The organism is Pseudoxanthomonas sp. SL93, from assembly GCF_026625825.1.
Classification (GTDB): domain Bacteria; phylum Pseudomonadota; class Gammaproteobacteria; order Xanthomonadales; family Xanthomonadaceae; genus Pseudoxanthomonas_A.
Window position 1 is genome coordinate 657,571 of the sequence record NZ_CP113065.1, and the last position, 25,572, is coordinate 683,142.

Consider the following 25,572-nt stretch of genomic DNA (forward strand, 5'->3'; position numbering starts at 1 on the left):
TCGCGACCGCACGCCGACAGTGCCATGGACCTTCAACAGAAGCGCGGTGAGGACGCTGCACGGGAGGCGAGGTCTTCCGGTCGCGACTTACGTCGCTCCTACAAGGTGCATGCGATGACCTGGCAACCCTCCGCCTCGATGGACGCCCTGCGCCTGCGCGCCTCGCTCAACCGGCTGGTTCGCGAATTCTTCCATGCGCGCGACGTGCTGGAAGTCGAGACGCCGATCATGTCGCGCGCCGGCAACACCGACCCGAACATCGCGTCGTTCTCGCTGGAGTTCTCCGGTCGCACCGACGGCGCGCCGCGCAGGCGTTGGTTGCGCACCTCACCGGAGTTCCCGTTGAAACGCCTGCTGGCCGCGGGCGTCGGCGACTGCTACGAACTGGGGCGGGTGTTCCGCGATCGCGAGGCCGGCGGCCGGCACAACCCCGAGTTCACCATGCTGGAGTGGTACCGCGTGGGCTGGACGCTGGCGCCGCTGATCGATGAAACGGTAGCGCTGGTGCAGGCGGCGCTGGCGTTGATCGGGCGGGAGGCGACGGTTACGCGTCTGAGTTTCCGCGACCTTTACGCGCAGCGCCTGGGCTTCGATCCGATGACGGCCGAGCTGGACGTAGTCCGCAACGCGGCGGCCGGCATCGCCATCGACGGCGAAGGCCTGACCCGCGACGACTGGCTGGACCTGCTGATGACGCACGTGCTGCAACCGGGCTTCGGCCGGGACGAGATCCTGGTTGTGCACGACTATCCGGTCACGCAGTCGGCACTGGCGCGCGTGGTGGAGCGCGACGGCGTGCCGGTGGCGGAGCGGTTCGAGCTGTACCTCGGTGCGCTGGAGCTGGCCAACGGTTATCACGAGCTCACCGATGCGGTGGAGCAGCGGGTGCGGTTCGAACGCGATGTGGTCGTGCGGCAGGCACGGGGCGACATCGCGCCGCCCATCGACGCCGCGCTGCTGGACGCCTTGGCGCACGGGATGCCGGCGTGCTCGGGCGTGGCGCTGGGGGTGGACCGCCTGCTGATGGCGATGCGGGACACGCCACGGATCGCGGACGTGCTGGCGTTCGATTTCGGTCGAGCCTGAAAGCAGGCACAACGGAATCGCGCGCGCGGATTCGTGCAAACGGTTTCTTGGGTTCATGTTCATGATGCCGTCGTAGATTCGTCATCAACACAACCAACGAAGGAATCGAGATGAGCCGCCAGGTGATGTTTTCGCTGATGCTGGGTGGATTGTCGGCCGTGGGGCTGTCGTCGGCGCAGGCCGCGCCGCAGTACGGCAACAACGGCTACGGCGGCGACGTGGTGCGCTGCGAATCCAACGATGGCCGCTACCGCCAGTGCGCCATCGACACGCGCGGCGGCGTGCAGCTGACGCGCCAGTTGTCCAGCTCGCGCTGCGTGGAAGGCCGCACCTGGGGCTATGACCGTGGCGGCATCTGGGTGGACGAGGGTTGCCGGGCGGAATTCCGCACGCGCGGCGGTGGCTACGGTGGCGGATATGGCGGCGGCTATGGCACTGGCCAGACGCTGCGCTGCGAATCCGACGACGGCCGCACGCGCCGCTGCGCGGTGTCCTCGCGCAGCCAGGTGCAGCTGGTGCGCCAGCTTTCGAAGGCGCGCTGCAGCGAAGGCTACAGCTGGGGCCGCGAGCGCGATGCCATCTGGGTGTCGCGTGGGTGCCGTGCGGAGTTCGCGGTGAACGGACGCGGCAACGGCAACTGGGGCGGCGGTGGCTGGCAGGGCAGCCAGGGCCAGGTGTTCCGCTGCGAATCCGATGACGGTCGCGAGCGCTTCTGCCAGACCGGCGGCCAGCGCAGCGTGCAGCTGGTGCGCCAGCTTTCCCGCTCGCCCTGCGTCGAGGGCCGCACGTGGGGCAGCGATCGCCGCGGGGTGTGGGTGACGCAGGGCTGCCGCGCGGAGTTCCGCAGCTGGTGAGTTCCGGGGCTGGAACGGTGCGCTCACGGCGGGCCGGTACAATGGCGGCATGAACGACGCCATCGACTACGCCCGCTACGACCACATCCGTCCGATCCGCTGGACCGGCAATGCGCTGGAACTCCTGGACCAGCGCAAGCTGCCGTTCGTGGTCGAGTATCTCAGCTGCACGACCAGCGACGAGGTGGCCGCGGCCATCCATGACCTGGCCGTGCGCGGCGCACCGGCCATTGGCATCGCGGCGGCGTGGGGCGTGGTGCTGGCCTCGCGCGACGTGCTGGCCGCCACCCCGGCCGAGGCGCTGGAGAAACTGGAACCCGCGCTGCAGCGCCTCAACGATGCGCGCCCCACCGCGGTGAACCTGGCCTGGGCGCTGGCGCGCATGCGCGCGGCATTGAAGACGGCCGGCACCGACTGGCGTGGCGTGCTGGAACTGGAAGCACTGGCCATCGCCGAGGAAGACCTGGCCGCCAACCGCCACATGGGTGCGCTGGGTGCGGCGCTGATTCCGGATGGCAGCGGGGTGCTGACCCACTGCAATACGGGTTCGCTGGCCACGGCGGGGTTCGGGACCGCGCTGGGCGTGATCCGCGCCGGCGTGGCGCAGGGCCGCATCGACCGCGTCTACGCCGGCGAAACGCGGCCTTGGCAGCAGGGCGCGCGCCTGACCGCATGGGAACTGCTGCAGGATGGCATCCCGGCAACCCTGATCGCCGACTCGGCGGCATCGCACCTGATGAAGACCGGTGCGGTGCAGTGGGTCATCGTGGGCGCGGACCGCATCTGCGCCAACGGCGACACCGCCAACAAGATCGGTACCTACCAGCTGGCGATCGCCGCGCGCCACCATGGGGTGGGCTTCATGGTGGTGGCGCCGTCGTCTACCGTGGACATGGCCACGCCCAACGGCGATGCCATCCACATCGAGGAACGCGACCCGGCCGAGCTGTACGGCGTGGGCGGCGCGCGCAACGTGGCGGAGGGCGTGCCGGCCTGGAACCCCGTCTTCGACGTCACCCCCGCGGCGCTGATCGATGCCATCGTCACTGAGAAGGGCGTGATCGAGCGCCCCGACGAGGCGCGCATGCGGGACGCCTTTGGCGGTTGATGCCCGGTCGCCGGGTACGCGCGGCACGCTGCAATATGCCGCCCTGCGTCACCGATGGCCGCCCTCGGGCCGTGCCGAGTGCAGCCTGCGCTCGCCCGTTGCGCGCCCGCATGCACGCAACGCTGACCGTATCGTGACGGCGATGCTTCATTCCGGTGCATGGCATGGCGCTTGCATCGCACCGGCCATGTCGCCCAGGAACCGCGCATGAGCGCCCGCGTTGCCACGTCCGGAGCACCCACCTTCCACAGCCTGGCCCAGCGGCTGGGCTGGGCGGTGTCGCGCCGGTCGACGCGCGACCTGACCCCGGCGGAAAAGCACGACCTGATGCTGGCGCAAATCCGCGCCACGCGGCCCATCGTCAGCGGTGTGCTGCTGTGCGGTGCGGTGCTGCTGTCGCTGACCGGCCTGTTCGAACTGGCCGGGGTCACCCCGTCGATCGGCTATCCCTGGTGGCTGGTGCAGCTGGCCGCCCTCGGCGTGGGTGGCTGTGCGCTGGGCGTGACGCGCCTGACCGACTGGCGTCAGCGCCTGGCGCTGACCATGCTGGCCACGCTGCTGATCGGCGTGTTCATGAGCATGCCGCTGCCCGGCTCGGTGGGGCAGCTGGCGCTGCGTGCCGGCCTGTTCCAGCTGCTGCCGCTGGCCTTGATGGCGCTGATGGTGCGCCCGGCGTCGTTGCTGGCGCTGGCGGTGCTGATCGTGTCGATGGCCTACGCGCGCATCGTGGTGCACGGCGCGCCCGGTACCGGCAGTGCGCTGTACTGGCTCTACACGCTGACCACGATCGGCTTCGGCACGGTGCTGGCCGGCTTCCGCACGGACTTCGCGGTGTCGGCGTGGCGCATGCGCCGCCGCCTGATGCTGCAGGCCTATACCGACGAGCTGACAGGCCTGTTGAACCGGAGCGGCTGGAACGACCGTGCCGCCCACGCGCATGCCTCCGCGCAGGCCGACCTGTCGCCGCCGGCGGTGGTGTTCTTCGACATCGACCACTTCAAGGTCATCAACGACCGCCTGGGCCACGAAGGTGGCGACGCGGTGCTGCAGCGGCTGGGCGGCATCCTGAAGGCGCGCGTGGCGGACGAAGGCTGTGCCGCGCGCATCGGCGGCGAGGAGTTCGCGGTGCTGCTGAACGGCAGAAGCGCGGCGGCAGCCGTACAGTTTGCTGAACGGGTCCGGGCGGAATTCGCCAAGGCCTCCGCTGGCCTGCAGGCCACCCTGTGCGCAGGCGTGGCGCACCACCGGGCGGGCGAGAGCCTGCGTGAACAGATGCGCCGTGCGGACATGGCCCTGTACGCGGCAAAGCATGCCGGGCGTGACCGTACCGTGGTCGCCCCCGCGCTGAATACCTGAACAAGTAATCGCGATTCCTTTCGGGATTTTCCTGCGTTAGCATGCCTGTCACACCTGTGATGGGCAGGGTGCTTGTCGGCGCCCCCATCGCTTCCACGACGAAGGGGACCATGACGGAACATTCCGCCCGCTACGCCTGGGGCAAATGGCGATTGCCCGCGATGGGCGTGCTGATCCTGCTGATCGTCGTGGCCCCGGTCATCATGCTGCAGCAGCTGTCGCGGACCAATCTGGCCGCCGCCGATGCCGTCGCCCACACCCACCAGGTGGAAGCGACCGTGCTCGCGTTGGCGCTGGATGTCCGCGAGGTGGAGTCTTCCGCCATGCTGATCGCACTGGGTGTGGACCATCCCTTGGCGCGCGAGCGGCTGGTCACCGGCCGGGCTTCGATGCCGGAGAAATTCAAGGCGCTGGTCGAACTGACGACCGACAATCCCGAGCAGCTGGTGCTGGTCGGCCGCCTGCGCGAACTGGTGGACGCGCGGCTGGAGGTCATCGACCAGCTGCTGGTGGCGCCCGAGAATTACCGGGGTGTAGTGGTGGCGCCGCTGGCCACCCGTTTCCCGATACGCGGCCTGCTGAACCAGATCCTGGACAACGAACGCGCGCTGCTGGCGCAGCGGACGCATGACTCCATGAAGCAACGCCAGCGGGCAGACTGGCTGCGGATGGCTGCCCTGGGCGCCCAGCTGCTGCTGCTGTCGCTGGTACTGATGTCGCTGGGCCGCCAGGTGGCACGCCGGCTGGCGGCCGAGAAGCAGACCGCGCAGGCCAGCCAGCGCGCGATGGTGGTGCTGGATACCGTGCGCGAACCCATCGTGCTGCTGGATGCCGAGCAGCACATCCAGATGCACAACACCGCCTTCGCCGAACTGTACGGGCTGGCGCCCGGCCAGAAGGCCGGCAGCCTGGACGAGCTGGGCAACGCCTGGCAGGACCGCGTGATGCGGCAGCGGCTGGGCGACGTGCTGGCGCGTGGCCGCGAGCTGTGGGACTACGAACTGCAGCAGGACACCGCCGACGGCCTGCGCCGCACCGTGCTGGTGAATGCACGCCGCATGCCGCTGCCGGAAGGCGAGGACCACGCCGTGCTGGTGACGGTCAGCGACATCTCGCTGCAGAAGACCGCACAGCAGGAAATCGCCGCGCTCAACCAGCAACTGGAAGGCAAGATCGAACAGGTGTCGGAAGTGAACCGCGAGCTGGAAGCCTTCAGCTATTCGGTATCGCACGACCTGCGCGCGCCGTTGCGCCACGTGGCCGGTTTCTCCGACAAGCTGTCGCGCCACCTGGGCGACGCTGCGGACGAAAAGAGCCGCCATTACCTGGAGGTCATCGGCAATTCCGCGCGCCGCATGTCGCAGCTGATCGACGACCTGCTGGTCTATTCCCGCCTGGGCCGCAGCGCGCTGCGCCTGCAGGCCGTGGACATGCAGTCGCTGGTGGCCGAGGCGCGCGCCATGCTGGATGCCAATGCATCGTCCGATGGCAGCACCACGCGGGTCGAGTGGCGCATCGCGCCGATGCCCATCGTGGTGGCCGACGAGAACATGATGCGGCAGGTGTGGGGCAACCTGCTGGGCAACGCGGTGAAGTACAGCAGCCAGCGCGAGCGCGCGGTGATCGAGGTCGGCCACGAACTGCAGGACGATGGCAGCCACCACTTCAGCGTGCGCGACAACGGCGCCGGCTTCGACATGGCCTATGCCGGCAAGCTGTTCGGCGTGTTCCAGCGCCTGCACAAGGCCAGCGACTTCCCCGGCACCGGCATCGGCCTGGCCAGCGTGCGCCGCGTGCTGAGCCGCCATGGCGGCCGCATCTGGGCCGAATCCACGCCTGACCAGGGCGCCACCTTCCACTTCACCCTTCCCGCGGCGCTCGATGCGTCGCCCTCCCGAGAACGAAACGCATGAGCGACATCCGCACCATCCTGCTGGCCGAAGACAGTCCGGCCGATGCCGAAATGGCGATCGACGCGCTGCGCGATGCCAACCTGGCCAATCCCATCGTGCATGTCGAGGATGGCGTGGAGGCGATGGATTACCTGATGCGCCGCGGTGCCTACAAGGATCGCGCCGAAGGCCTGCCGGCGGTGCTGCTGCTGGACATCAAGATGCCGCGCATGGATGGCTTGGAAGTACTGCAGGCGATCCGCGCGGAGGATTCCCTGAAGCACCTGCCGGTGGTGATCCTGTCCTCGTCGCGCGAAGAGAGCGACCTGGCCCGCAGCTGGGACATGGGCGTGAATGCCTACGTCGTGAAGCCGGTGGACATCGAGCAGTTCTTCCTGGCGGTGAAGACGCTGGGGCGCTTCTGGGCCGTCATCAACGAAATTCCCAACAAGGGTTGATCCCGTGCCATTGAACGGCCACTCACTGGGTCCCGTGCGCATCCTGCTGGTGGAGGATTCGTACGAGGATGCCGAACTGCTGATGGAACAGCTGCTCGACGCCGGGCTGGATGCGTCGTTCACGCGCGTGGAGGATGGCGCCAGCCTGCGCGCCAGCCTGCGGGACGAGACCTTCGACCTGGTGCTGTCCGACCTGGACCTGCCGGGGTTTTCCGGTTTCCAGGCGCTGGAGATCCTGAAACAGCACGATCCGTCCATGCCGTTCGTGTTCTTCTCCGGCACCATCGGCGAGGAAGCCGCGGTCAACGCGCTGCAGAAGGGCGCCAGCGACTACGTGCTGAAGCACAACCCCGTGCGCCTGCCGTCGGCGGTGGCGCGCGCCATCCGCGAGGCGCGCAGCGAGCGTGAGCGCGAACGCGCCGAACGCGAACTGATGCGTTCGCAGCGGCTCGACTGCCTGGCGATGCTGGCGGCCGGCCTGAGTCACGACCTGCGCAACATCCTGCAGCCGCTGCTGATCGTGCCGGACCTGCTGTCGACCTACAGTGACGACCCCAAGATCCTGCGCCTGGGCGCGGTGATCTCCGAGAGCGGCAAGCGCGGGCACGAGATGGCCGATTCGATGCTGTCGTTCGTGCGCGGGTCGCGCAAGGCCAGCGAGAGCATCAGCGTGGCGTCGCTGTTCCGCGCCGTGCAGCTGCTGCTGCAGGGCAGCCTGACGCGCAAGGTGCAGCTGGACGTGGTGATGCCGCCCGAAGACCTGCTGATCGAGGGCAACTACACCGAGTTCCAGCAGTGCCTGATCAACCTGTGCCTCAACGGCATCCAGGCGATGGCGGAGAACGGCGGACGGTTGCTGCTGTCGGCCGAGCGCGTCACCGATGAGCAGGGTGGCGACAGCGTGGTGGTGCGGGTGCAGGATGCAGGCACGGGGATGGACGAAGCCACGCAGCAACAGCTGTTCACCCCGTTCTTCACCACCAAGTCCACCGGTACCGGACTGGGCCTGATGTCGTGCAAGCGCATTGTCGAGGCGGCCAAGGGCCGCATCGTGGTGGAAAGCGAAGTAGGGCGCGGCACCACCTTCCAGATCCACCTGCCGGTGCACGCGCCGGTCGATGCCCATGCCGATCCGCACCATGATTTCCTGGATGGCGAGGGACGTCGCATCCTGCTGGTGGACGGCGATGCGACCCGTCTGTCGTTGCTGGGCAATGCCTTGGCCAGCCAGGGCTATGACCCGATGATGGCGCTGGACGGCGCGCAGGCGTTGCAGCAGACCGCACGCGACGGCATGCCCGCCTTGGCCGTGATCGATCAGGACATCATGCTGATCTCGGCGGCCGACGTGCTGGCCTCACTCCGCAATGCGGGTTTCAGTGGGCCTGTGGTGCTGTTGCAGGATCATCCCGAAGCGGTGACGGCCGCCGGTTGCCACGCGGTCATCACCAAGCCGGTGCAGGTCAACGAACTTTTCACCATCATCGAAGAAGCGCTGGGGACGCGGGCCTGAGGCCCGCGTCGCCCGACATGCGTTCGATCAGGCGTGCAGCGCGCGGTTGGCGGGCTTCAACCGCTGCCACACTTCGCGCATGATCGGCTGGGCGCGGTACCAGCCGATCGGCGTGGACGGCGAATAGCGTTCCAGGCGCGCACGCAGGGCGGGGGCGACTTCCTCGAACTCCTGCCGGTGGTGCAGCAGGTACCCGTCGTAACCCACCTTGATGCAGGTTTCCAGGTCGTTGATGGTCGCGCCGACCACCTGGAACGTGTTCTCGTGCATGCGTGTCTTCCAGTACGCAAGTTCGGCATCGATATCCACGATCTGCGCGGTTGCATCGGTATTGCGAAATTGACGGCTTCCCATGACTCACCCCTGTGGCTGTGTGGACGACGTGGGGTGATTCTTGGTTTCGCGAAGTGAGTGTTAAGTGAAATAAAGGCCCATTTAACCCGCAAGTAACGCCGCGAGGGCTTTTTCATTCACCTTTGCAGAGACTGCGTGAACGTCGTGGGGCGCGATCCGGTGTCGTTCTGCTGCAGCGCCGCCGCCACGATGCTGCGCTCATCGAGTGCATCTTCGATCCGGAGGATCGAGGAGCGCCCGGCATTCTGCAGCGAGGCGCCGAGCCGCCGCCAGACGGCCCTGAGGATCTCCTGCGCCACCGGCCAGTCCAGGCGCATGGCCGATACGACGTTGCGCTCGTAGCGTGTTGCCAGTGACGGCATCAGGTCTTCCAGCGCATCGTGCGGCGAGAGCAGGTAGGTGTCGTAGGCGAACTTGAGGGTGGGCACGTAATGCCGGAAGGCGACGCCATTGCGATGGAATGCCTGCTGTGCGTAGTGCTGCTCCCAGAACCTCAATTCGGCCTGGATGTCGATCACCGCGCAGGCCGGGCAGGCTTGCAACGTCCTGGGGTGGGCTTCGTCCAGAGGCACCATGGTGTCCGCTCCATGCAGCAAGGCCTGGCAGCGGAGGATGGGGGTGGAATGCGTGCCTCGGTGCGATGCCGGTCGCATCAGGCGTTTGCCGCATGGCCTTCGGGTCGCTTGGGCCCTGGGCATTTCCCTCATTCGCCATGCGCTTGCACGGCGAATCCCATCGCGTTGCCTGGTCTTGTTATCGCCCCCTGCCTAGCTGTGTACGGCAGGGGACGGGACAAGCGGACACCGTATGTCGATTATTTTTCCTTCGAGTAGAGCGCTTTCCCTGACAAGGCGGCCGGTGGTACGGCTCAGTGCAGGCGGGGAACACGCGTGTCGTGATGCTCGCCCGGTTCCTGCCCATGCTCATCCAGCCAACGCCAGGCCTCGCACAGCATCGTGCGCGCCACCGGCCAATCCGGCCCGGCATCGCCGCTGAGCTGCTCCCACTGGTCTTCCAGCCGGGCTTCGGTCTGCAGGTCGAGCGCCCTGTCCTGGTCGGTGTGCGTGGCCACGGCAAGCGCGTAGGCACGGCATGCGTCTTCCCACGCCACGTCGGGATGCAGGCGCACGCGGCGACGGAAGTCGTGGGCGCTGAAGGCCGCGAAGTCGTCGGTGCCATCCACGGCGGGCATGAACGTGGTGGACGAGGTGCGCACGCGCGCCCGTTGCAGGGATTCCAGGCGTTCACGGTAGAGGATGCGATTCATGGCAGGGGCTCATGCTGGGGTGATGCCGTGATATCGCCTGGCGGGTTACTTGACCGTGAGAAAAGCGTAGCCCGCGCGTCACAACACTGACCGGCGCTTCATGCGCCTGAATGCCCACGGCGCACCTGCGTCTCACCGGTTGCGACGCGGGTGCGATCTGATGCGGCGTCTCTCACCACGAACCCTTCCCATGCCTGGCCAGACGTCCCTGTTGCGACACCTTGAAACGGAAGCATCGCTGCTTCCTTCGCGTACCGGGGACGGCACCGCATTGGCGGCGCGCCTGGCCGCGAAGTACCACGACCGGGTGACCGGGACATTCCTCATCCCGGGCCGTGAAGGCTCCTATGCCGAACTGCCCGGCGACCTGCCGCCGGCGCTCGCCCGGGCCTTGCGCATGCGTGGCATCGAACGGCTGTATTCGCACCAGGCCGAGGCCTGGCAGCAGGCGCAGGCGGGCGCGCACCTGGCGGTGGTCACGCCGACCGCATCGGGGAAGTCGCTGTGCTACACGCTGCCGGTGGTGGCGTCGGCGCTGTCGCGCAAGGGCAAGGCGCTGTACCTGTTCCCGACCAAGGCGCTGGCGCAGGACCAGGTGGCCGAACTGCTGGACCTGAGCAAGGCGGGCGAGCTGGGACTGAAGGCCTTCACCTTCGACGGCGATACCCCGGGGGATGCGCGCCAGGCGATCCGGCTGCATGGCGATATCGTGGTCAGCAACCCGGACATGCTGCACCAGGCCATCCTGCCGCACCACACCAAGTGGGCGCAGTTCTTCGAGAACCTGCGCTACGTGGTGATCGACGAAGTGCACACGTACCGCGGCGTGTTCGGCAGCCACGTGGCCAACGTGCTGCGGCGCCTGAAGCGGGTGTGCGCGTTCTACGGCAGCACGCCGCAGTTCATCGTCTGCTCGGCCACCATCGGCAATCCACAGGCGCATGCGGAAGCGTTGCTGGAACTGCCCGTGCATGCGATCACCGAATCCGGCGCGCCCACCGGCGACAAGCACGTACTGCTGTGGAATCCGCCGGTGGTCAATCCCGACCTGGGCCTGCGGGCATCCGCGCGCTCGCAGAGCAACCGCATCGCGCGGCTGGCGATCAAGGCCGGCCTGAAGACGCTGGTGTTCGCGCAGTCGCGCACGATGGTGGAAGTGCTGACCAAGTACCTGAAGGACGTGTTCGACCACGACCCGCGCAAGCCGGCGCGCATCCGCGCGTATCGCGGCGGCTACCTGCCCACCGAGCGCCGTGACGCCGAGCGCGCGATGCGCGACGGACGCGTGGACGGCATCGTCTCCACTTCCGCGCTGGAGCTGGGCGTGGATATCGGCAGCCTGGACGCGGTGGTGCTGAACGGGTATCCGGGTTCCATCGCGGCGACCTGGCAGCGCTTCGGCCGCGCCGGGCGCCGCCAGCAGGCGTCGCTGGGCATCCTGGTGGCCAGTTCGCAGCCGCTGGACCAGTACGTGGTGCGGCATCCGGAGTTCTTCGCCGACAGCCCGCCGGAGCACGCGCGCATCGCGCCCGACCAGCCGATGATCCTGCTGGACCACGTGCGCTGCGCAGCGTTCGAACTGCCATTCCTCGCCGGCGAGCCGTTCGGGCCGGTGGATCCGTCACCGTTCCTGCAGCTGCTGGACGAGGACAGCGTGGTGCATCGTGAAGGCGACCGCTACGAGTGGATCGCCGACAGCTATCCGGCCAACGCGGTCAGTCTGCGCTCGGTGGCGGACGGCAACTTCGTGGTGGTCGACCGCACCGATGGTCGCCAGGTGATCATCGCCGAAGTGGATTTCAGCGCCGCGCCGCTGACGTTGTACGAAGGCGCGATCCACATGATCCAGTCCACGCCGTACCAGGTGGAGCGGCTGGACTGGGAAGGGCGCAAGGCCTACGTCACCCGCACCCATGTGGACTACTACACCGACGCGATCGACTACACCAAGCTGAAGGTGCTGGAGCGTTTCGACGGCGGCATCGCCGGGCAGGGCACGTGCCACCACGGCGAGGTGCACGTGGTGCGGCGCGTGGCCGGCTACAAGAAGATCCGCTACTACACGCACGAGAACATCGGCTACGGCCCGGTGAACCTGCCGGACCAGGAGATGCACACCACCAGCCTGTGGTGGCAGCTGCCGCCGGCACTGCTGGAGTCGGCGTTCGAATCGAGGCAGGAAGCGCTGGATGGCTTCCTCGGCGCCGCCTACGCCCTGCACATCGCCGCCACCGTCGCCGTGATGGCCGAAGGCCGCGACCTGCAGAAGGCGGTAGGCGACGGCGACGGTGCCTGGTTCGCCCTGCCGGACACGAAGGGCCGCGGACAGTTGCGGGGAACGGAAAGCCAGGTGCTGTCGCCGGTATCGGGCGAACGTTTCGTGCCCACCGTCTACCTGTACGACAACTATCCCGGCGGCATCGGCCTGAGTGAACCGCTGTGGCGGCGACAGCGCGAGCTGGTACACCGTGCCTCGCAGCTGGTGTCGGCGTGCGACTGCAAGGCGGGCTGTCCCGCGTGCGTGGGGCCGGTGCTGGCGGTGGACGAGGACGCCGCCACCACACCGCGCGCATTGGCCACGCGCGTGCTGCAGCTGCTGGATGCCGCATGAGCATCAGCCTGGAAAAGCTGCAGCGGCTGCGCCACCAGGCGGGGCAGGGTGCCACGCCGCGCCGGGTCGGCATCGACACGGCACGGGATGCGTTCGCCACGGCGGATGTGCCGCCGCCGCCGCCGCCGCATGATCCGCTGCCGGCGCTTCGTCGCATGCTGGGCCTGCGCGAAAAAGCGCTGCCGCGCCCGCCGCTGCATGCCCGTGACCGGGCGCTGCCCGGCCAGGAAATCGCGCCGGGCGTCCTGCTGCTGGAACAGGTGCTGCCCTTCGATGACGTGCCGGTGCACGTGGACGGCACGTTCGCGCGCTGCGACCCGATGCCCACGGCCGGCATGCTGCTGTTCGACACGGAGACCACGGGCCTCTCCGGTGGCACCGGCACGCGCGCCTTCATGATCGGTGCGTCGGATTTCGTGCCGGGCGGATTGCGTGTCCGCCAGCTGCTGATCACCCATCTTTCCGCCGAGCCGGCGATGCTGCGCGCGTTCGCCGGCTGGCTGGGCGAAGACACACGCCTGGTCAGCTACAACGGCCGCTGCTACGACGCCCCGCTGCTGGCAACGCGTTATCGGCTGGCGCGGATGGGCACGCCGCTCGCCGGCATCGATCACCTCGACCTGCTGTTCCCCACGCGTCGCCGTTATCGCGGCGTGTGGGAGAACTGCCGGCTGGCCACCATCGAGCGCAATGCACTGGGCATCGTGCGGGAGGATGACCTGCCGGGCTCGGAAGCACCGGGCGCCTGGCTGCAGTATCTGCGCGGTGGCGACGCCGGCCTGCTCAGGCGCGTGCTGCTGCACAACTTCCAGGACGTGGTGACGCTGGCGCGGCTGCTCGTGCATCTGGCCGAGGGCCCGCCGGATGCTGGCATCGACACACTGCCCGGTCTGCGGCCGGAGAAGCGCGAAACCGACTGACATCGGCCTGCCGGTACGATGGTGATATAACTTTTGCTGCGATATAAAGGCCATAGATCGGCCGCGGACACGCGGAGCCCCTCTGTCCGCGTCGGGATCATGGGCAGGTCACGGATCAGCCTGGGAGATCGCGGGTGCTGCATGTCCTGTACATCGTGGCGATCATCGCCGAGGCCATGACGGCGGCGCTGGTGGCCGGACGCAAGCAGATGGACTGGTTCGGCGTCTGCGTGGTGGCATCCATCACCGCGCTGGGCGGTGGCACCGTCCGCGACGTGCTGCTGGGGCATTACCCGCTGACGTGGATCAGGCATCCGGAATACCTGGTGGTGACGGTGGTGGCGGCACTGGCGGTGGCTTTCATCGCGCCCTACATGCGTCGCCTGCGCAAGGTGTTCCTGACGCTGGACGCGGTGGGGCTGGTGGTCTTCACGATCATCGGCTGCAACGTCGCGCTGGCACTCGAGCTGCCGCTGCTGATCGTGGTGGTGGCCGGCATGGTGACCGGCTGCGCAGGCGGCGTGCTGCGCGACCTGTTGTGCGGCCAGGTGCCGCTCCTGTTCCAGAAGGAACTGTATGCCAGTGTTTCCCTGCTGACCGGCGCGCTGTACCTGGCACTGGGGCGGACGCCACTGCTGCATGACGCGGTGGTGGCCATCGCGATGGTGGTCGGGTTCGTGGTACGCATGCTGGCGATACGCTACGAATGGAACATGCCACGCTTCGTCTACCGTTCCGAATGGGATTGACCATGCCGCTGCAAGGAGCGATGCGCCGATGACACGAGGGTTTCCCCGTTGGTTGATGGCCGCGTTGTTGATGGTCCCCCTGCAGAGCCTGGCGCAGGCATCGGCGGAATCCGTTGCCGCGCCGACCACCGTGGCGGATGCACGCCCGCGCACCTGTCTGGTGCTGGGGGGCGGTGGTGCGCGTGGCGCCGCGCATATCGGCCTGCTGAAGGTGCTGGAGCGCGAGCGCATTCCAGTGGACTGCATCGTGGGTACCTCGATGGGCGCTATCGTCGGCGGTCTGTATGCCACCGGCTACACCGCCGACGAGATCGAGGCCGTGCTGGACCGCATCGACTGGAATGCCGTGCTGCGCGACAAGCCGCCGCGCAACGAGCGCAGCATGCGCCGCAAGGAAGACGACCTGCGCCTGCTGGGTGGCGCGGAAGTGGGGCTGCGCGACGGCAAGATCTCTTTCCCGCGCGGCATCATCCAGGGCCAGAAACTGGAAATGCTGCTGCGCCGGTTGTTGCTGCCGGCCTGGGAGGTACAGGATTTCGATGACCTGCCCATTCCGTTCCGGGCCATCGCCACCGACATCGTCACTGGCGAAAAGGTGGTGTTCGAGCAGGGCGATCTGGCGATGGCGATCCGCGCCAGCATGTCGGTGCCCGGGGTGTTCGCCCCGGTAAGGGTGGACGGGCGGCTGCTGGTGGATGGGGGCGTGGTCGACAACGTGCCCATCGACGAACCCCGCAAGCTGGGTGGGCAGCGGCTGATCGTGTCGCGGGTGGGTTCGCCGCTGATGACCGAAGAACAGCTCAGCTCGCCACTGGCGATCAGCCACCAGATGGCCAACGTGCTGATGAAGAAGGAAGTCGAAGCGCAGATCGCCACGCTAGGTACGGAGGACCTGCTGATCACGCCGGCACTGGGGGACATGGGCAGCCAGGATTTCAACCGCTCTCCCCAGGCCGTGGCCGTGGGGCAGCAGGCAGCGGAACAGTCATTGGCTGCCCTGCAGCGTTACCGCGTGGACGAGGATGCGTACGCACGGTTCGCGCAGCGCCACCGGCCACCGGCTTATGAGGCGCCCATCGTGGCATTCGTCGATGTCGTGCGCGGTGGCACGCGCACGGCGCGTTATGTCGAGCAGCGGATGGCGCAGCATGTCGGAAAGCCTCTGGATGTCCCGCAGGTCGAGCGCCAGTTGGCCAACGCCTACGGCGAAGGCCGCTATGAACAACTGCAATGGCGACTGGCCGAACGCGAGGGGCGCCATGGCATCGTGGTGGCACCGCAGGACAAGCACTGGGGCCCTGACTTCATCCATTTCGCATTGCGGCTGTCGGATGATTTCGACGGCTACAGCAACTACCAGCTGATCGCCGAGATGACCCGTACCGGCCTGAGTGAGCAAGGCGGGGAACTCAAGTTCCGGTTGGGCTTGGGTGAGGTGGAGGAACTGTTCGCCGAGTGGTACCAGCCCATGGGCGCGCGCGGTCGCCATGCAGTCTCGGCCTATGCCGACTATCGCGCCACCGATCAGGACCTGGCGCTGTACGGCCATGGTGCGTTTGCGCAGTTGCGCTACAGCCAGTGGCTGGGCGGGTTGCGCTGCGTATTCGCCGCATCCGGACTGGGAGGGCGCATTGTTCGTGGAGCGCGGCCAGGAGCGGCTGCGCCTGGACGTGGGCGATCCGTCGGTGCTGGGCAACTATCGCGCCTCGCTCGGCAGCCTGGGCGTGCAGCTCCGGCACGATTCGATCGACAGCTCCGCATTCCCGCGCCACGGACATCGTCTCTCGCTGATCCACCAGCAGTTCCTGTCCTCACTGGGATCGGACACCGCCGCCAGCGTCAGTCGGCTGCAGTGGGACGGGGCGTGGTCGCACGGCGAGAACCGCTGGCTGGGCGGGTTGCGAGCCAGTTCGTCGCACGATGGGGATGCATTGTTGGCCACTTACGGGTTCCTCGGTGGGCTGGGAAACCTGTCGGGCTATCCGGAGGAGGGCATCTTCGCGCCGCAGACTGCACTGGCGCGCATGGTCTATTACCGCCGCGTGGCGCATGCCGACTCACTGCTGTCGATTCCGGTCTATCTGGGCGGAAGCCTGGAGTGGGGCGGCTTCTGGCGCCGTCGTGAGGACGTCAGCGTGGACGACATGCTGGGGGCGGGCAGCGTATTCGTCGGCGCGGACACCTTCCTCGGACCGATCTTCCTGGGCTATGGTCGTGCCGAGGGCGGGCAGGATTCGTTCTACCTGACGTTCGGATCGCTGCTGCGCACGCTGGATGGATTCTGACCGGAGCATTGACATGAGCGAACTTGCTGGCCGCAAGAGCACACGCCGAAGGACCTGGCGCCTCGCCTGCGTGGCGCTGGCCATGTTGGCCGGGTCGGCGATGGCGGCCGTTCCGTTCTGGGGCGCGCGTGAATCCAGTCCCGTGCAGACCGCGCCGTCGGCGCTGAAGCCGGGCGAATGGGTGTGGAACGCCTCCGCGGCGCCGGCTGGCCCGATCGCCGTGGTGGTCAGCCTGACCGAACAGCGCGCCTACGTGTATCGCAACGGCGTGCTGATCGGCACGACCACGGTCAGCACCGGGCGCCAGGGCCACGAGACGCCGACAGGTGTCTTCACCATCCTGCAGAAGGACAAGGACCACCATTCCAGCATCTACAACCAGGCGGCCATGCCGTACATGCAGCGGCTGACCTGGGGCGGCGTCGCGCTGCATGCGGGCGGCCTGCCGGGGTATCCGGAATCGCATGGCTGCGTGCACCTGCCGTCGGCGTTCGCCGCGGAACTCTTCGCCGTCTCGCCGATGGGCATGACGGTGGTGATCGCCGAACAGGGACGCTCACCGGAAGACCTGGTGCATCCCGCCGCGCTCGCGCCGTTGGCGCCGGGCAGCGGCGAGCCCGTGGCCACGCCGCTGCTGGAGCAGGGCCAGGCGTGGCGCTGGCAGCCCGAGCTGTCGTTGCAGGGGCCCGTGTCGATCATCCTGAGCGGCGCCGACCGTCGCATCGTGGTGCTGCGCAATGGGGTGGAAATCGGTCGTGCGGGCATTACGTTGCGCGACCCTGCCACGCCGCTCGGCACGCACGTCTACGTGTTGAAGCAAGCCGACGCCACGCAGGCGGCGGGGGGTACCTGGAGTGCGATCGGCGTACCGGGCAACACGGCCGAAGAAGGGCGCGTGCTGGACAAGCATGCGATCGACCGTGTCAGCGTGCCGCCCGCCTTCGTGCAGCAGGTGGCCGCGCAGTTGCCGGCGGGCACCACGTTGCTGGTGACCGATCACCCCATGCTGCCTGGCGAACACGCCGCACCGCGCGCGGTACTCGATTCGGAACCCGCCGACAGCAGCCACTGACGCCGGTCCGCGCATGCGTGTCCGGGCAGCGGTCAAATATTGACCACGCTGTCGGGGATTGACCGACAGCCCGGCGCGCAGAGTGTGAAGCGCTGCTCAGTCCTTCACGCGGGCGTTCAAGAACTCCCGGGGGTGGCCGACAACCTTGCTAGATTTCATCGGGAACGGATGCCGCGGGTTGGCATCCGCCGTGGTTGCACGAACGATCCAAGGGGAAATGCTTTGCGTATTCTGTACGTTGGCGATACCGGCTGCCTGCCGCCAGACCTGACTGACTATATCGGCGACATGGGCGACGAATGGACGGTGGACGTGGTCGCCGATGGCAATGCCGCCATCTTCGCCGTGGCCAACAGTCCGGTGGACGTGGTGATGACGGGGCCTGCATTGCCCGACCTCCCGCCCGCGACGCTGCTGGGCCAGATCCGCACGCTGCGCCCGGAAACCATCCGCATCGCCCTGCTGGAAGGCGACGGCGACAGCCTGGCCGCGCCGATCAAGCTGATCGGCGTGGCGCACCGTTTCCTGCCGCTGCCGCTTTCCTCGGAAACCGTGCTGGAAGCGATCCACAGCCTGGAAGAACTGCGCGACCTGCTGGACAGTCCGCGCCTGCGCCGTGCCATCGGCCGCGTCGAACACCTGCCGTCGCCGCCGCACCTGTACTTCGCGCTGACCCGCGCACTGGAAGAGGACGAAGGCACCGCCGGCGACATCGCCACGCTGGTGGCCGGCGACCCCGCCATCGCCGCCAAGGTGCTGCAGCTGTGCAACTCGGCGTACTTCTCCAACGGACGCGCCATCACCGACCTGCGCGCGGCCGTGACGCGACTGGGCCTGGGCACGCTGCGTGACCTGGTACTGGCCAGCGAAGTCTTCTCGATGAAGACCGCCGCCAATGTCGACCGCGCCGCGCTGCAGCAGCGCGCGTTGCTGGCGTCGCGGCTGGCGGCGAAGATCCTGCCGCGCACCAGTTCCGAACTCGGCGCCACCGCCGCGCTGCTGGCCGACATCGGCCTGCTGCTTCCCGGCGTGCGCGACGAACGCGACCCGCCGTCCACCGACGGCAGCGTGGACGACCGCCCGGGCCACACCGAAGCCGGCGCCTACCTGCTGGGCCTGTGGGGCCTGCCGATGCCGATCGTGGAAGCAGTGGCATTCCATCGCCAGCCGCAGCGTTCCAGCCTGCGCAGCTTCTGGGTGCCGGGTGCGGTGCACGTGGCCGGTGCATTGGCCAGCAACGAACCGGTCGACGAGGCCTACCTCAAGTCCTTGGGCGTGCTGGACCAGTTGCCCAACTGGCGCCAGTTGGCCGAAACCCTGCTGGACCGCGTGGAAGGGCAGGCCGCCTGACCTCGGCGGGCGCCGACGGGCGCCCGCCAGCACATCGCCTTCCATCGGGCCAGTCTCGTATCCAGCGACGGAAGGGTGTACAAATGTACACCCATGCACCCCGTCGACCTCCCTCCCCAACGTGCCGCCGTCCTGGCCTTCCTGCGCCGGGAGCTGGCGGCCGGGCGCGCGCCCAGCCTGGCGGACATCGCCGAGGCCTTCGGCTTCGCCTCCCGCAATGCCGCGCAGAAGCACGTGCAGGCGCTGGTGGCCGATGGGCTGCTGGAGCAGGCGCCCGGCCAGAAGCGCGGCCTGCGCCTGCCCGGCGGCACCGCCGACCTGCTGCCGCTGCCCGTGCTGGGCCGGGTGGCCGCGGGCCAGCCGATCGGGGCCGACATCGGCCTGGATGAGCAGCTCTGGCTGGACCGCCGGCTGTTTTCGCCGCAGCCGGATTACCTGCTGAAGGTGCAGGGCGATTCGATGATCGACGACGGCATCGTCGACGGCGACCTGGTCGGCGTGCATCGAACGCCCGATGCGCGCGATGGGCAGACCGTCGTGGCCCGCATCGACGGCGAACTGACCATCAAGCGCCTGCAGCGCGAGCGCCGCCGCATCCGCCTGCTGCCGCGCAATCCCGCGCATGCGCCCATCGACGTGCAGCCCGGGCAGGACTTCGCCATCGAAGGCGTGTACTGCGGCCTGGTAAGGCGAGGCTGACATGGGCGCGGTGGTCGCCCTCGACACGCTGCTGGCCGCGCGCACGCTGTGGCACGCCGGCCGCAGCGCGGCCATCGCCGCCGATGGCGAACCCACCGGCCACGCCGCGCTCGACGCGTTGCTGCCGCAGGGCGGCTGGCCCCGGCGCGCGTTGACCGAGCTGCTGCTGCCTGCCGACGGGGTGGGCGAACTGGCGCTGCTGCTGCCCACACTGGCGCGGATGACGCAGGCGGGCAGCACGGTGGCGCTGATCGCACCGCCGTACATTCCGTATGCACCCGCCTGGCAGGCCGCGGGCGTGGACCTGGCCTTGCTGGAAATCGTGGAAGCCACGCCGCGCGATGCGTTGTGGGCGTTCGAACAGTGTCTGCGCAGCGGCGCCTGCGCCGCCGTGCTGGGTTGGCCGGTGCATGCCGACGGGCCTGCGCTGCGTCGCCTGCAGGTGGCGGCCGACAGCGGCGAATGCCTGGGCTTCGCGCTGCGTGACCGCCGCCATGCGGCCAATCCGTCGGCGGCCGCGTTGCGCGTGGAGGCCACCCGCGACGCGCAGGGCGGCACGCACTGGCAGGTGCGCAAATGCCGCGGGGGCCCGGCGCCCGCGCAGTCGTTCGCGCTGGTCGCGCATTGAGGCGCGCGCATGCTCTGGGCCTGTGTACTGCTGCCGCAGCTGGCGCTGGACGCCGTCCTCCGGCGTCTGCCTGATCCCGACGCGCCGCTGGCGCTGGTCGGTGGCGCCGTGCAACTGCGTACCCTGCAGGCGGTGAATGCCGCGGCCGCGCAGGCGGGCCTGCGGACCGGCATGCGGCTGACGGCGGCGCATGCGCTGCTGCCGGAGTTCGCGATGGTCGAATATGACCCCACGGCCGAAGCGCGCTGGCAGCGTTTCCTCGCCGCGTGGGCATACCGGCACAGCTCGCTGGTCAGCGCGCAGTGGCCGGGCTGCCTGGTGCTGGAGGTGCGCGCCAGTTTCCGCCTGCTGGGGCCATGGCCGCGCATCGAGGCACGCTTGCGCGAGGAACTCGGCGCGCTGGGTTTCCAGCATCGCCTCGCCCTGGCGCCCACGCCGCGCGCGGCGCATGTGTTCGCCGGCCTGCGCGACGGCCTGGCGGTGATGCAGCCGGCGGCGATGGCGGACATGCTGGACCGCGTGCCGGTGCGGCGCGCGCGCCTGCCGAACGACGCCGGCGAGCGCCTGCACCGCATGGGCATCCGCGACCTGCGCACGCTGCGTGGGTTGCCGCGCGACAGCCTGCGCCGCCGCTTCGGCCTGCCGGTGCTGGAACACCTGGATCGCCTGTACGGCCAGGCCGACGATCCGCTGGCGTACTACGCGCCGCCGGACCACTTCGACGCGCGCATCGAACTCGGCTACGAGGTCGAGAACCACATGGCGTTGCTGTTCCCGTTGCGCCGCCTGATCGGTGATCTGTGCACCTATCTGTCCATCCGCGATGGCGGCGTGCAGCGTTTCGTACTGCGGCTGGAACACGAGGAAGGCCACACCGATGTCGAAGTGGGCCTGCTGGCCGCCGAACGCGAACCGGCGATGCTGTTCGAGCTGACCCGCAACCGGCTGGAACGGGTGCAGATCGCGCAGCCGGTGGTGGGCGTGCGCCTGCTGGCGCGCGAGCTCCCGCCGTTCGTGCCGGCCGCGCGTGACCTGTTCGATACGCGACCGCAGCAGCAGTTGCCATGGCCGCAGCTGCGCGAACGCCTGCGTGCGCGCCTCGGCGACGAGGCGGTCCATCGCGTGGCGCCCGGCGGCGATCCGCGTCCGGAACGTGCGTGGCGGCGAGTGCAGGGCGATGGCGGCCGCATCGAACAGGCGCCGGTACGTCCGCCACGCCCGACCTGGTTGCTGCCGCAGCCGGTGCCGCTGCGCGACCCGCAACCGCGCATCGTTTCCGGCCCCGAACGACTGGAAAGCGGCTGGTGGGACGGCGAGGATGCGCGCCGCGACTACTACGTGCTGGAAACCTCGCAGGGCCAGCGTGCGTGGGCGTTCGCGCCGCCGGGCGAGCAGGGCGGCTGGATGCTGCACGGATGGTTCGCGTGAGCTGGGACGATGCGGTGGATGGCGTGGATCGCGACACGCCCGGCGGTCGCCCGCCCCGCGCGTGGGAAGTGGCGCAGCGGTTGCGCCGCCATGCCGCCGCCAACGACGATGGCCCCCAGGAAGATGCCTGGCCGGCCTATGCGGAATTGCATTGCCTGTCGGATTTCTCGTTCCTGCGTGGTGCGGCCAGCGCGGAGGAACTGTTCGAGCGCGCGCGCGATCTCGGCTATGAAGCACTCGCGATCACCGACGAATGCTCGCTCGCCGGCATCGTGCGCGGTTGGGAAGCCGCGCGTGCGACAGAGCTGAAACTCATCGTCGGCAGCGAGTTCACCCTGGTGTGCGGACTGAAGTGCGTCCTGCTGGTGGAAACCGCCGCCGGCTACACGCGCCTGTGCGAGCTCATCACCACCGCCCGGCGCGCCGTCGACAAGAAGGGCTACCGGCTGACGCGGCAGGAGGTGGAACGCATCCTCTCCGATGTCGATCCCGCGGTCTGTGGCCTGTTCGCGCTGTGGCTGCCATCCCCCGGCATCGACGATGCGCAGGGGCGCTGGCTGCAGTCGGTATTCGGCGATCGCGCGCACCTGGCGGTGGAACTGCACCGCGAGCAGGACGATGCGGCGCGACTGGCGCGCCTGCTCGAAAGCGCGGCACGCCTGGGGATGGTGCCGGTGGCCGCCGGCGACGTGCACATGGACGTGCGCCGGCGCCGCGCCCTGCAGGACACGATGACGGCGATCCGGCACGTCACGCCGCTGGCCGAATGCGGTGAGCACCTGTTCCGCAATGGCGAGCGCCACCTGCGCACGCGGCGGGCGCTGGGCAACATCTATCCACGCGCACTGATCGACGCCGCGGTGGATCTGGCGCGGCGCTGCAGGTTCGACCTCAAGCGCGATATCCATTACCGGTACCCTGCTGAACTCGTTCCCGAAGGCCACACGCCCACCACGTGGTTGCGCGAACTCACGGAGCGGGGCATGCGCGAGCGTTGGCCGGAGGGTCCGTCACCTGCCATCGTGAAGCAGATCGACGGCGAGCTCGCCCTGATCGAAGAACTCCAGTACGAGGCGTTCTTCCTCACGGTGTGGGACATCGTGCGTTTTGCCAAGGAGCAGCACATCCTCTGCCAGGGACGTGGTTCATCGGCGAACTCCGCGGTCTGCTTCGCATTGGGCATCACCGTGGTCAATCCCGCCGAAAGCCGCCTGCTGATGGCCCGTTTCCTGTCGAAGGATCGCGGCGAGCCGCCGGATATCGACGTGGACTTCGAGCACGAACGCCGCGAGGAAGTGCTGCAGTACGTCTACACCAAGTATGGCCGGCGCCGCGCCGCGCTGGCCGCCACCGTGATCCGCTACCGCGGCAAGAGCGCGGTGCGCGACGTGGCCAAGGCCTTTGGCCTGCCGCCTGACCAGATCGCGCTGCTGGCCGACTGCTACGGTTGGGGCAACGGCGAGGCGCCGATGGAGCAGCGGCTGCGCGAGGCGGGCTTCGATCCCGAAAACACGCTGATCCGGCGCGTACTGGCAGTGACCGACCAGCTGCGCGACCACCCGCGCCACCTCTCGCAGCACGTGGGCGGCTTCGTGATCGGGGATGCGCCGCTGTCGACGGTGGTGCCGGTGGAGAACGCTTCGATGGATGACCGCACCATCATCCAGTGGGACAAGGACGACCTGGAGACGATGGGCCTGCTCAAGGTCGACTGCCTGGCGCTGGGCATGCTGACCTGCATCAGGAAGGCGGTGGACCTGGTGGAGAAGCATCGTGGTTTCCGCCTGGATCTGGCCAGGCTGCCGAACGACGATGCGAAGACCTTCGAGATGATCCAGGCCGCCGACACCGTCGGCGTGTTCCAGATCGAGTCGCGCGCGCAGATGAGCATGCTGCCGCGGTTGAAGCCGGACAAGTACTACGACCTGGTGGTGGAAGTCGCCATCGTGCGGCCCGGCCCGATCCAGGGCGGCATGGTCCATCCCTACCTGCGCCGGCGGCAGGGCAAGGATCCGGTGACCTATCCCTCCGAGGGCGTGAAGGACATCCTGGGGAAAACGCTGGGCATCCCCCTGTTCCAGGAACAGGTGATGGAACTGGTGATCCATGCCGGCTACACACCCTCGCAGGCCGACGGCCTGCGCCGCTCGATGGCGGCCTGGAAGCGCGGCGGCGACATGGAGCCGCATCGCCTGCGCATCCGCGAGCTGATGCTGGGGAAAAACTACTCCCCGGAGTTCATCGACCAGATCTTCGAACAGATCAAGGGGTTCGGTTCCTACGGATTCCCGCAGAGCCATGCGGCCTCGTTCGCCAAGCTGGTCTACATCAGCTGCTGGCTGAAGCGGCACGAGCCGGCGGCCTTCGCGTGCGCGCTGCTCAACGCGCAGCCGATGGGGTTCTACTCGCCCAGCCAGATCGTGCAGGACGCACGCCGTGGACAGGGCGGCCGGGTGTCCATCGAGATCCGGCCGGTCGACGTCACCGTCAGTGACTGGGACAACACCCTGGAAGGCGGTCATGCGCGCCGGGGTGTCGACGATGGCGGACAGGCGGCGCTGCGGCTTGGGTTCCGGCAGGTGGGCGGGCTGTCGGAGGAGGCCGGCAAGGCGATCATGGCCGCGCGGGCGCTACGCCCGTTCGTCGATGTGCGCGACCTCTGCCTGCGGGCCAGGCTCGACGAGAAGGCGCGCAACGCACTGGCGGAAGCGGGCGCACTGCAGGCGCTCGCCGGCCATCGCCACGCCGCACGCTGGGCGGTTGCCGGCATCGAACGGCAGCGCCCGTTGCTGCCCGGCAGTCCGGACGAGGACGTGATCGCGTTGCCGGCACCTACGGTGGGCGAGGACGTCACCTCGGATTACCGCACGACCGGACTGACGCTGGGCGAGCATCCGCTGTCCTTGCTGCGCGAACGCCTGCGGCGGCAGCGCGTGGTCGATTCGCAACAACTGCGCGGGTTGCCGCCCGGGCGGGGCGCGTTCGCGGCCGGCATCGTCACCCAGCGGCAGCGGCCGGCCACCGCGAAGGGCACCATCTTCGTCACGCTGGAGGACGAGCACGGCATGGTCAACGTGGTGGTGTGGTCGCACGTGGCGCTGCGCGACCGCAAGGCGCTGCTTGGCGCGCGGCTGATGGCGGTACGCGGCCGTTGGGAACAGGTGGACGGCGTTTCCCACCTGATCGCACGCCGGCTGGAGGATTTCAGTCACCTGCTGGGCGAGATCCAGCCCGGTTCCCGCGACTTCCACTGATCCGGCATGCGTGCGCTGACGGCCCTCACCGACGATCTCTTCGCCCCGGCGATGCACCAGCTGGTGCATGACGACCAGGGCGGCATCCGCTACTGGCCGGGCGCCATCGACGCGGAGACGGCGCAGCGCTGGTTCGACCTGCTGCATGCACGCGCGGCCTGGACGCACCTGCAGCGCCCGATGTACGACCGCATCGTCGACGTGCCGCGGTTGCTGGCGAACTATGCCGTGGAGGCGCTGCCGGCCGACCTGCCGCTGGCGTCGCTGCTGGCCTGCGTGCAGGCGAGGGCGCCTGCACCGTACTCGCGCATCGGCATGAACCTCTACCGCGACGGCCACGACAGCGTGGCCATGCACGGCGACAAGCTGCACACGCTGGCGGCCGGGCATCCGATCACGCTGGTCTCGCTGGGCGCGCCGCGGCGCATGCTGATCCGTGCCCGTGATGGCGCGCGCGAAACGCTGGCGGTGGACCTGGAACCGGGCAGTGTGCTGTCGATGAGCCACGCCTCGCAGAGCACGCACGAGCATGGCATTCCCAAGACCCGGCGCGATCAGGGTCCGCGCATCAGTGTGGTGTTCCGGCTGCGGCCGGCTTGAGGGAAGCCGTGTAGGAGCGACGTGAGTCGCGACCGTGCATAGTCGTGGCCCGGAACGCATCTGGAGCGCGCTCGAACGAAGTTTCATG

The 25,572-nt window shown here is 68.5% G+C and carries 22 protein-coding genes; 19 read left to right on the top strand and 3 right to left on the bottom strand.

Going from position 1 to position 25,572, the window contains the following annotated elements:
- Positions 1 to 114: 114 nt before the first annotated feature.
- The 7 genes from epmA (at position 115) to OVA13_RS03075 (ending at position 8,267) form a co-directional block, all read left to right on the top strand.
- A complete protein-coding gene (epmA, locus tag OVA13_RS03045) occupies positions 115 to 1,086 on the top strand; it encodes an EF-P lysine aminoacylase EpmA (RefSeq protein ID WP_267792349.1) in 972 nt (323 codons plus the stop codon).
- A 110-nt stretch (positions 1,087 to 1,196) separates the two neighbouring features.
- A complete protein-coding gene (locus OVA13_RS03050) occupies positions 1,197 to 1,940 on the top strand; it encodes a DUF3011 domain-containing protein (RefSeq protein WP_267792350.1) in 744 nt (247 codons plus the stop codon).
- 49 nt (positions 1,941 to 1,989) lie between these two features.
- The gene (gene mtnA / locus OVA13_RS03055) at positions 1,990 to 3,048 is read left to right on the top strand and encodes an S-methyl-5-thioribose-1-phosphate isomerase (RefSeq protein WP_267792351.1); all 1,059 of its coding nucleotides are present in this window, start codon (positions 1,990 to 1,992) and stop codon (positions 3,046 to 3,048) included.
- A 207-nt stretch (positions 3,049 to 3,255) separates the two neighbouring features.
- A complete protein-coding gene (locus tag OVA13_RS03060) occupies positions 3,256 to 4,404 on the top strand; it encodes a GGDEF domain-containing protein (protein ID WP_267792352.1) in 1,149 nt (382 codons plus the stop codon).
- A gap of 110 nt (positions 4,405 to 4,514) precedes the next feature.
- Entirely contained in the window at positions 4,515 to 6,317 is a 1,803-nt protein-coding gene (locus OVA13_RS03065; protein WP_267792353.1) for an ATP-binding protein, read from the top strand.
- Entirely contained in the window at positions 6,314 to 6,754 is a 441-nt protein-coding gene (locus OVA13_RS03070; RefSeq protein ID WP_267792354.1) for a response regulator, read from the top strand. Before OVA13_RS03065 ends, OVA13_RS03070 begins: the two co-directional genes overlap by 4 nt.
- A gap of 4 nt (positions 6,755 to 6,758) precedes the next feature.
- On the top strand, positions 6,759 to 8,267 hold the full coding sequence (locus OVA13_RS03075) for a response regulator (RefSeq protein WP_267792355.1): 1,509 nt from the start codon (positions 6,759 to 6,761) through the stop codon (positions 8,265 to 8,267).
- A 27-nt stretch (positions 8,268 to 8,294) separates the two neighbouring features.
- Here the strand turns inward: OVA13_RS03075 and OVA13_RS03080 are convergent, their stop codons facing one another.
- From OVA13_RS03080 to OVA13_RS03090, 3 genes are all read right to left on the bottom strand, one after another.
- Positions 8,295 to 8,621, bottom strand: a complete 327-nt coding sequence (locus tag OVA13_RS03080) for a hypothetical protein (protein WP_267792356.1) — start codon at positions 8,619 to 8,621, stop codon at positions 8,295 to 8,297.
- Positions 8,622 to 8,737: 116 nt separating this feature from the next.
- Entirely contained in the window at positions 8,738 to 9,196 is a 459-nt protein-coding gene (locus OVA13_RS03085) for a hypothetical protein (RefSeq protein ID WP_267792357.1), read from the bottom strand.
- Between the two features lie 293 nt (positions 9,197 to 9,489).
- The gene (locus tag OVA13_RS03090; RefSeq protein ID WP_267792358.1) at positions 9,490 to 9,888 is read right to left on the bottom strand and encodes a hypothetical protein; all 399 of its coding nucleotides are present in this window, start codon (positions 9,886 to 9,888) and stop codon (positions 9,490 to 9,492) included.
- Positions 9,889 to 10,078: 190 nt separating this feature from the next.
- Here OVA13_RS03090 and OVA13_RS03095 point away from each other — a divergent pair, with 190 nt between their 5' ends.
- The 12 genes from OVA13_RS03095 (at position 10,079) to OVA13_RS03150 (ending at position 25,484) form a co-directional block, all read left to right on the top strand.
- Positions 10,079 to 12,499 carry a DEAD/DEAH box helicase gene (locus OVA13_RS03095; RefSeq protein ID WP_267792359.1) on the top strand — a complete coding sequence of 807 codons (2,421 nt, stop codon included), beginning with the start codon at positions 10,079 to 10,081 and terminating at the stop codon, positions 12,497 to 12,499.
- Entirely contained in the window at positions 12,496 to 13,419 is a 924-nt protein-coding gene (locus OVA13_RS03100; protein WP_267792360.1) for a ribonuclease H-like domain-containing protein, read from the top strand. Before OVA13_RS03095 ends, OVA13_RS03100 begins: the two co-directional genes overlap by 4 nt.
- Positions 13,420 to 13,553: 134 nt before the next feature.
- Complete coding sequence (locus tag OVA13_RS03105; RefSeq protein ID WP_267792361.1) at positions 13,554 to 14,168, top strand: trimeric intracellular cation channel family protein; 615 nt, start codon at positions 13,554 to 13,556, stop codon at positions 14,166 to 14,168.
- Between the two features lie 28 nt (positions 14,169 to 14,196).
- A complete protein-coding gene (locus OVA13_RS03110; protein WP_267792362.1) occupies positions 14,197 to 16,293 on the top strand; it encodes a patatin-like phospholipase family protein in 2,097 nt (698 codons plus the stop codon).
- 10 nt (positions 16,294 to 16,303) lie between these two features.
- On the top strand, positions 16,304 to 16,453 hold the full coding sequence (locus tag OVA13_RS03115; protein ID WP_267792363.1) for a hypothetical protein: 150 nt from the start codon (positions 16,304 to 16,306) through the stop codon (positions 16,451 to 16,453).
- A 13-nt stretch (positions 16,454 to 16,466) separates the two neighbouring features.
- The gene (locus tag OVA13_RS03120; RefSeq protein ID WP_267792364.1) at positions 16,467 to 17,525 is read left to right on the top strand and encodes a L,D-transpeptidase; all 1,059 of its coding nucleotides are present in this window, start codon (positions 16,467 to 16,469) and stop codon (positions 17,523 to 17,525) included.
- A 168-nt stretch (positions 17,526 to 17,693) separates the two neighbouring features.
- Positions 17,694 to 18,875 (top strand): HDOD domain-containing protein, encoded by a 1,182-nt coding sequence (locus OVA13_RS03125; RefSeq protein ID WP_267792365.1) that lies wholly within the window; start codon positions 17,694 to 17,696, stop codon positions 18,873 to 18,875.
- 93 nt (positions 18,876 to 18,968) lie between these two features.
- On the top strand, positions 18,969 to 19,574 hold the full coding sequence (gene lexA / locus OVA13_RS03130; protein WP_267792366.1) for a transcriptional repressor LexA: 606 nt from the start codon (positions 18,969 to 18,971) through the stop codon (positions 19,572 to 19,574).
- Position 19,575: 1 nt separating this feature from the next.
- Positions 19,576 to 20,202: a translesion DNA synthesis-associated protein ImuA gene (imuA, locus tag OVA13_RS03135; RefSeq protein WP_267792367.1), complete on the top strand. Its 627-nt coding sequence runs from the start codon at positions 19,576 to 19,578 to the stop codon at positions 20,200 to 20,202.
- A 9-nt stretch (positions 20,203 to 20,211) separates the two neighbouring features.
- Positions 20,212 to 21,630 carry a Y-family DNA polymerase gene (locus OVA13_RS03140; protein WP_267792368.1) on the top strand — a complete coding sequence of 473 codons (1,419 nt, stop codon included), beginning with the start codon at positions 20,212 to 20,214 and terminating at the stop codon, positions 21,628 to 21,630.
- Positions 21,627 to 24,884, top strand: coding sequence for an error-prone DNA polymerase (locus OVA13_RS03145; RefSeq protein ID WP_267792369.1), 3,258 nt, complete (start codon positions 21,627 to 21,629; stop codon positions 24,882 to 24,884). Before OVA13_RS03140 ends, OVA13_RS03145 begins: the two co-directional genes overlap by 4 nt.
- 6 nt (positions 24,885 to 24,890) lie before the next feature.
- On the top strand, positions 24,891 to 25,484 hold the full coding sequence (locus OVA13_RS03150) for an alpha-ketoglutarate-dependent dioxygenase AlkB (RefSeq protein ID WP_267792370.1): 594 nt from the start codon (positions 24,891 to 24,893) through the stop codon (positions 25,482 to 25,484).
- Positions 25,485 to 25,572: the final 88 nt, after the last annotated feature.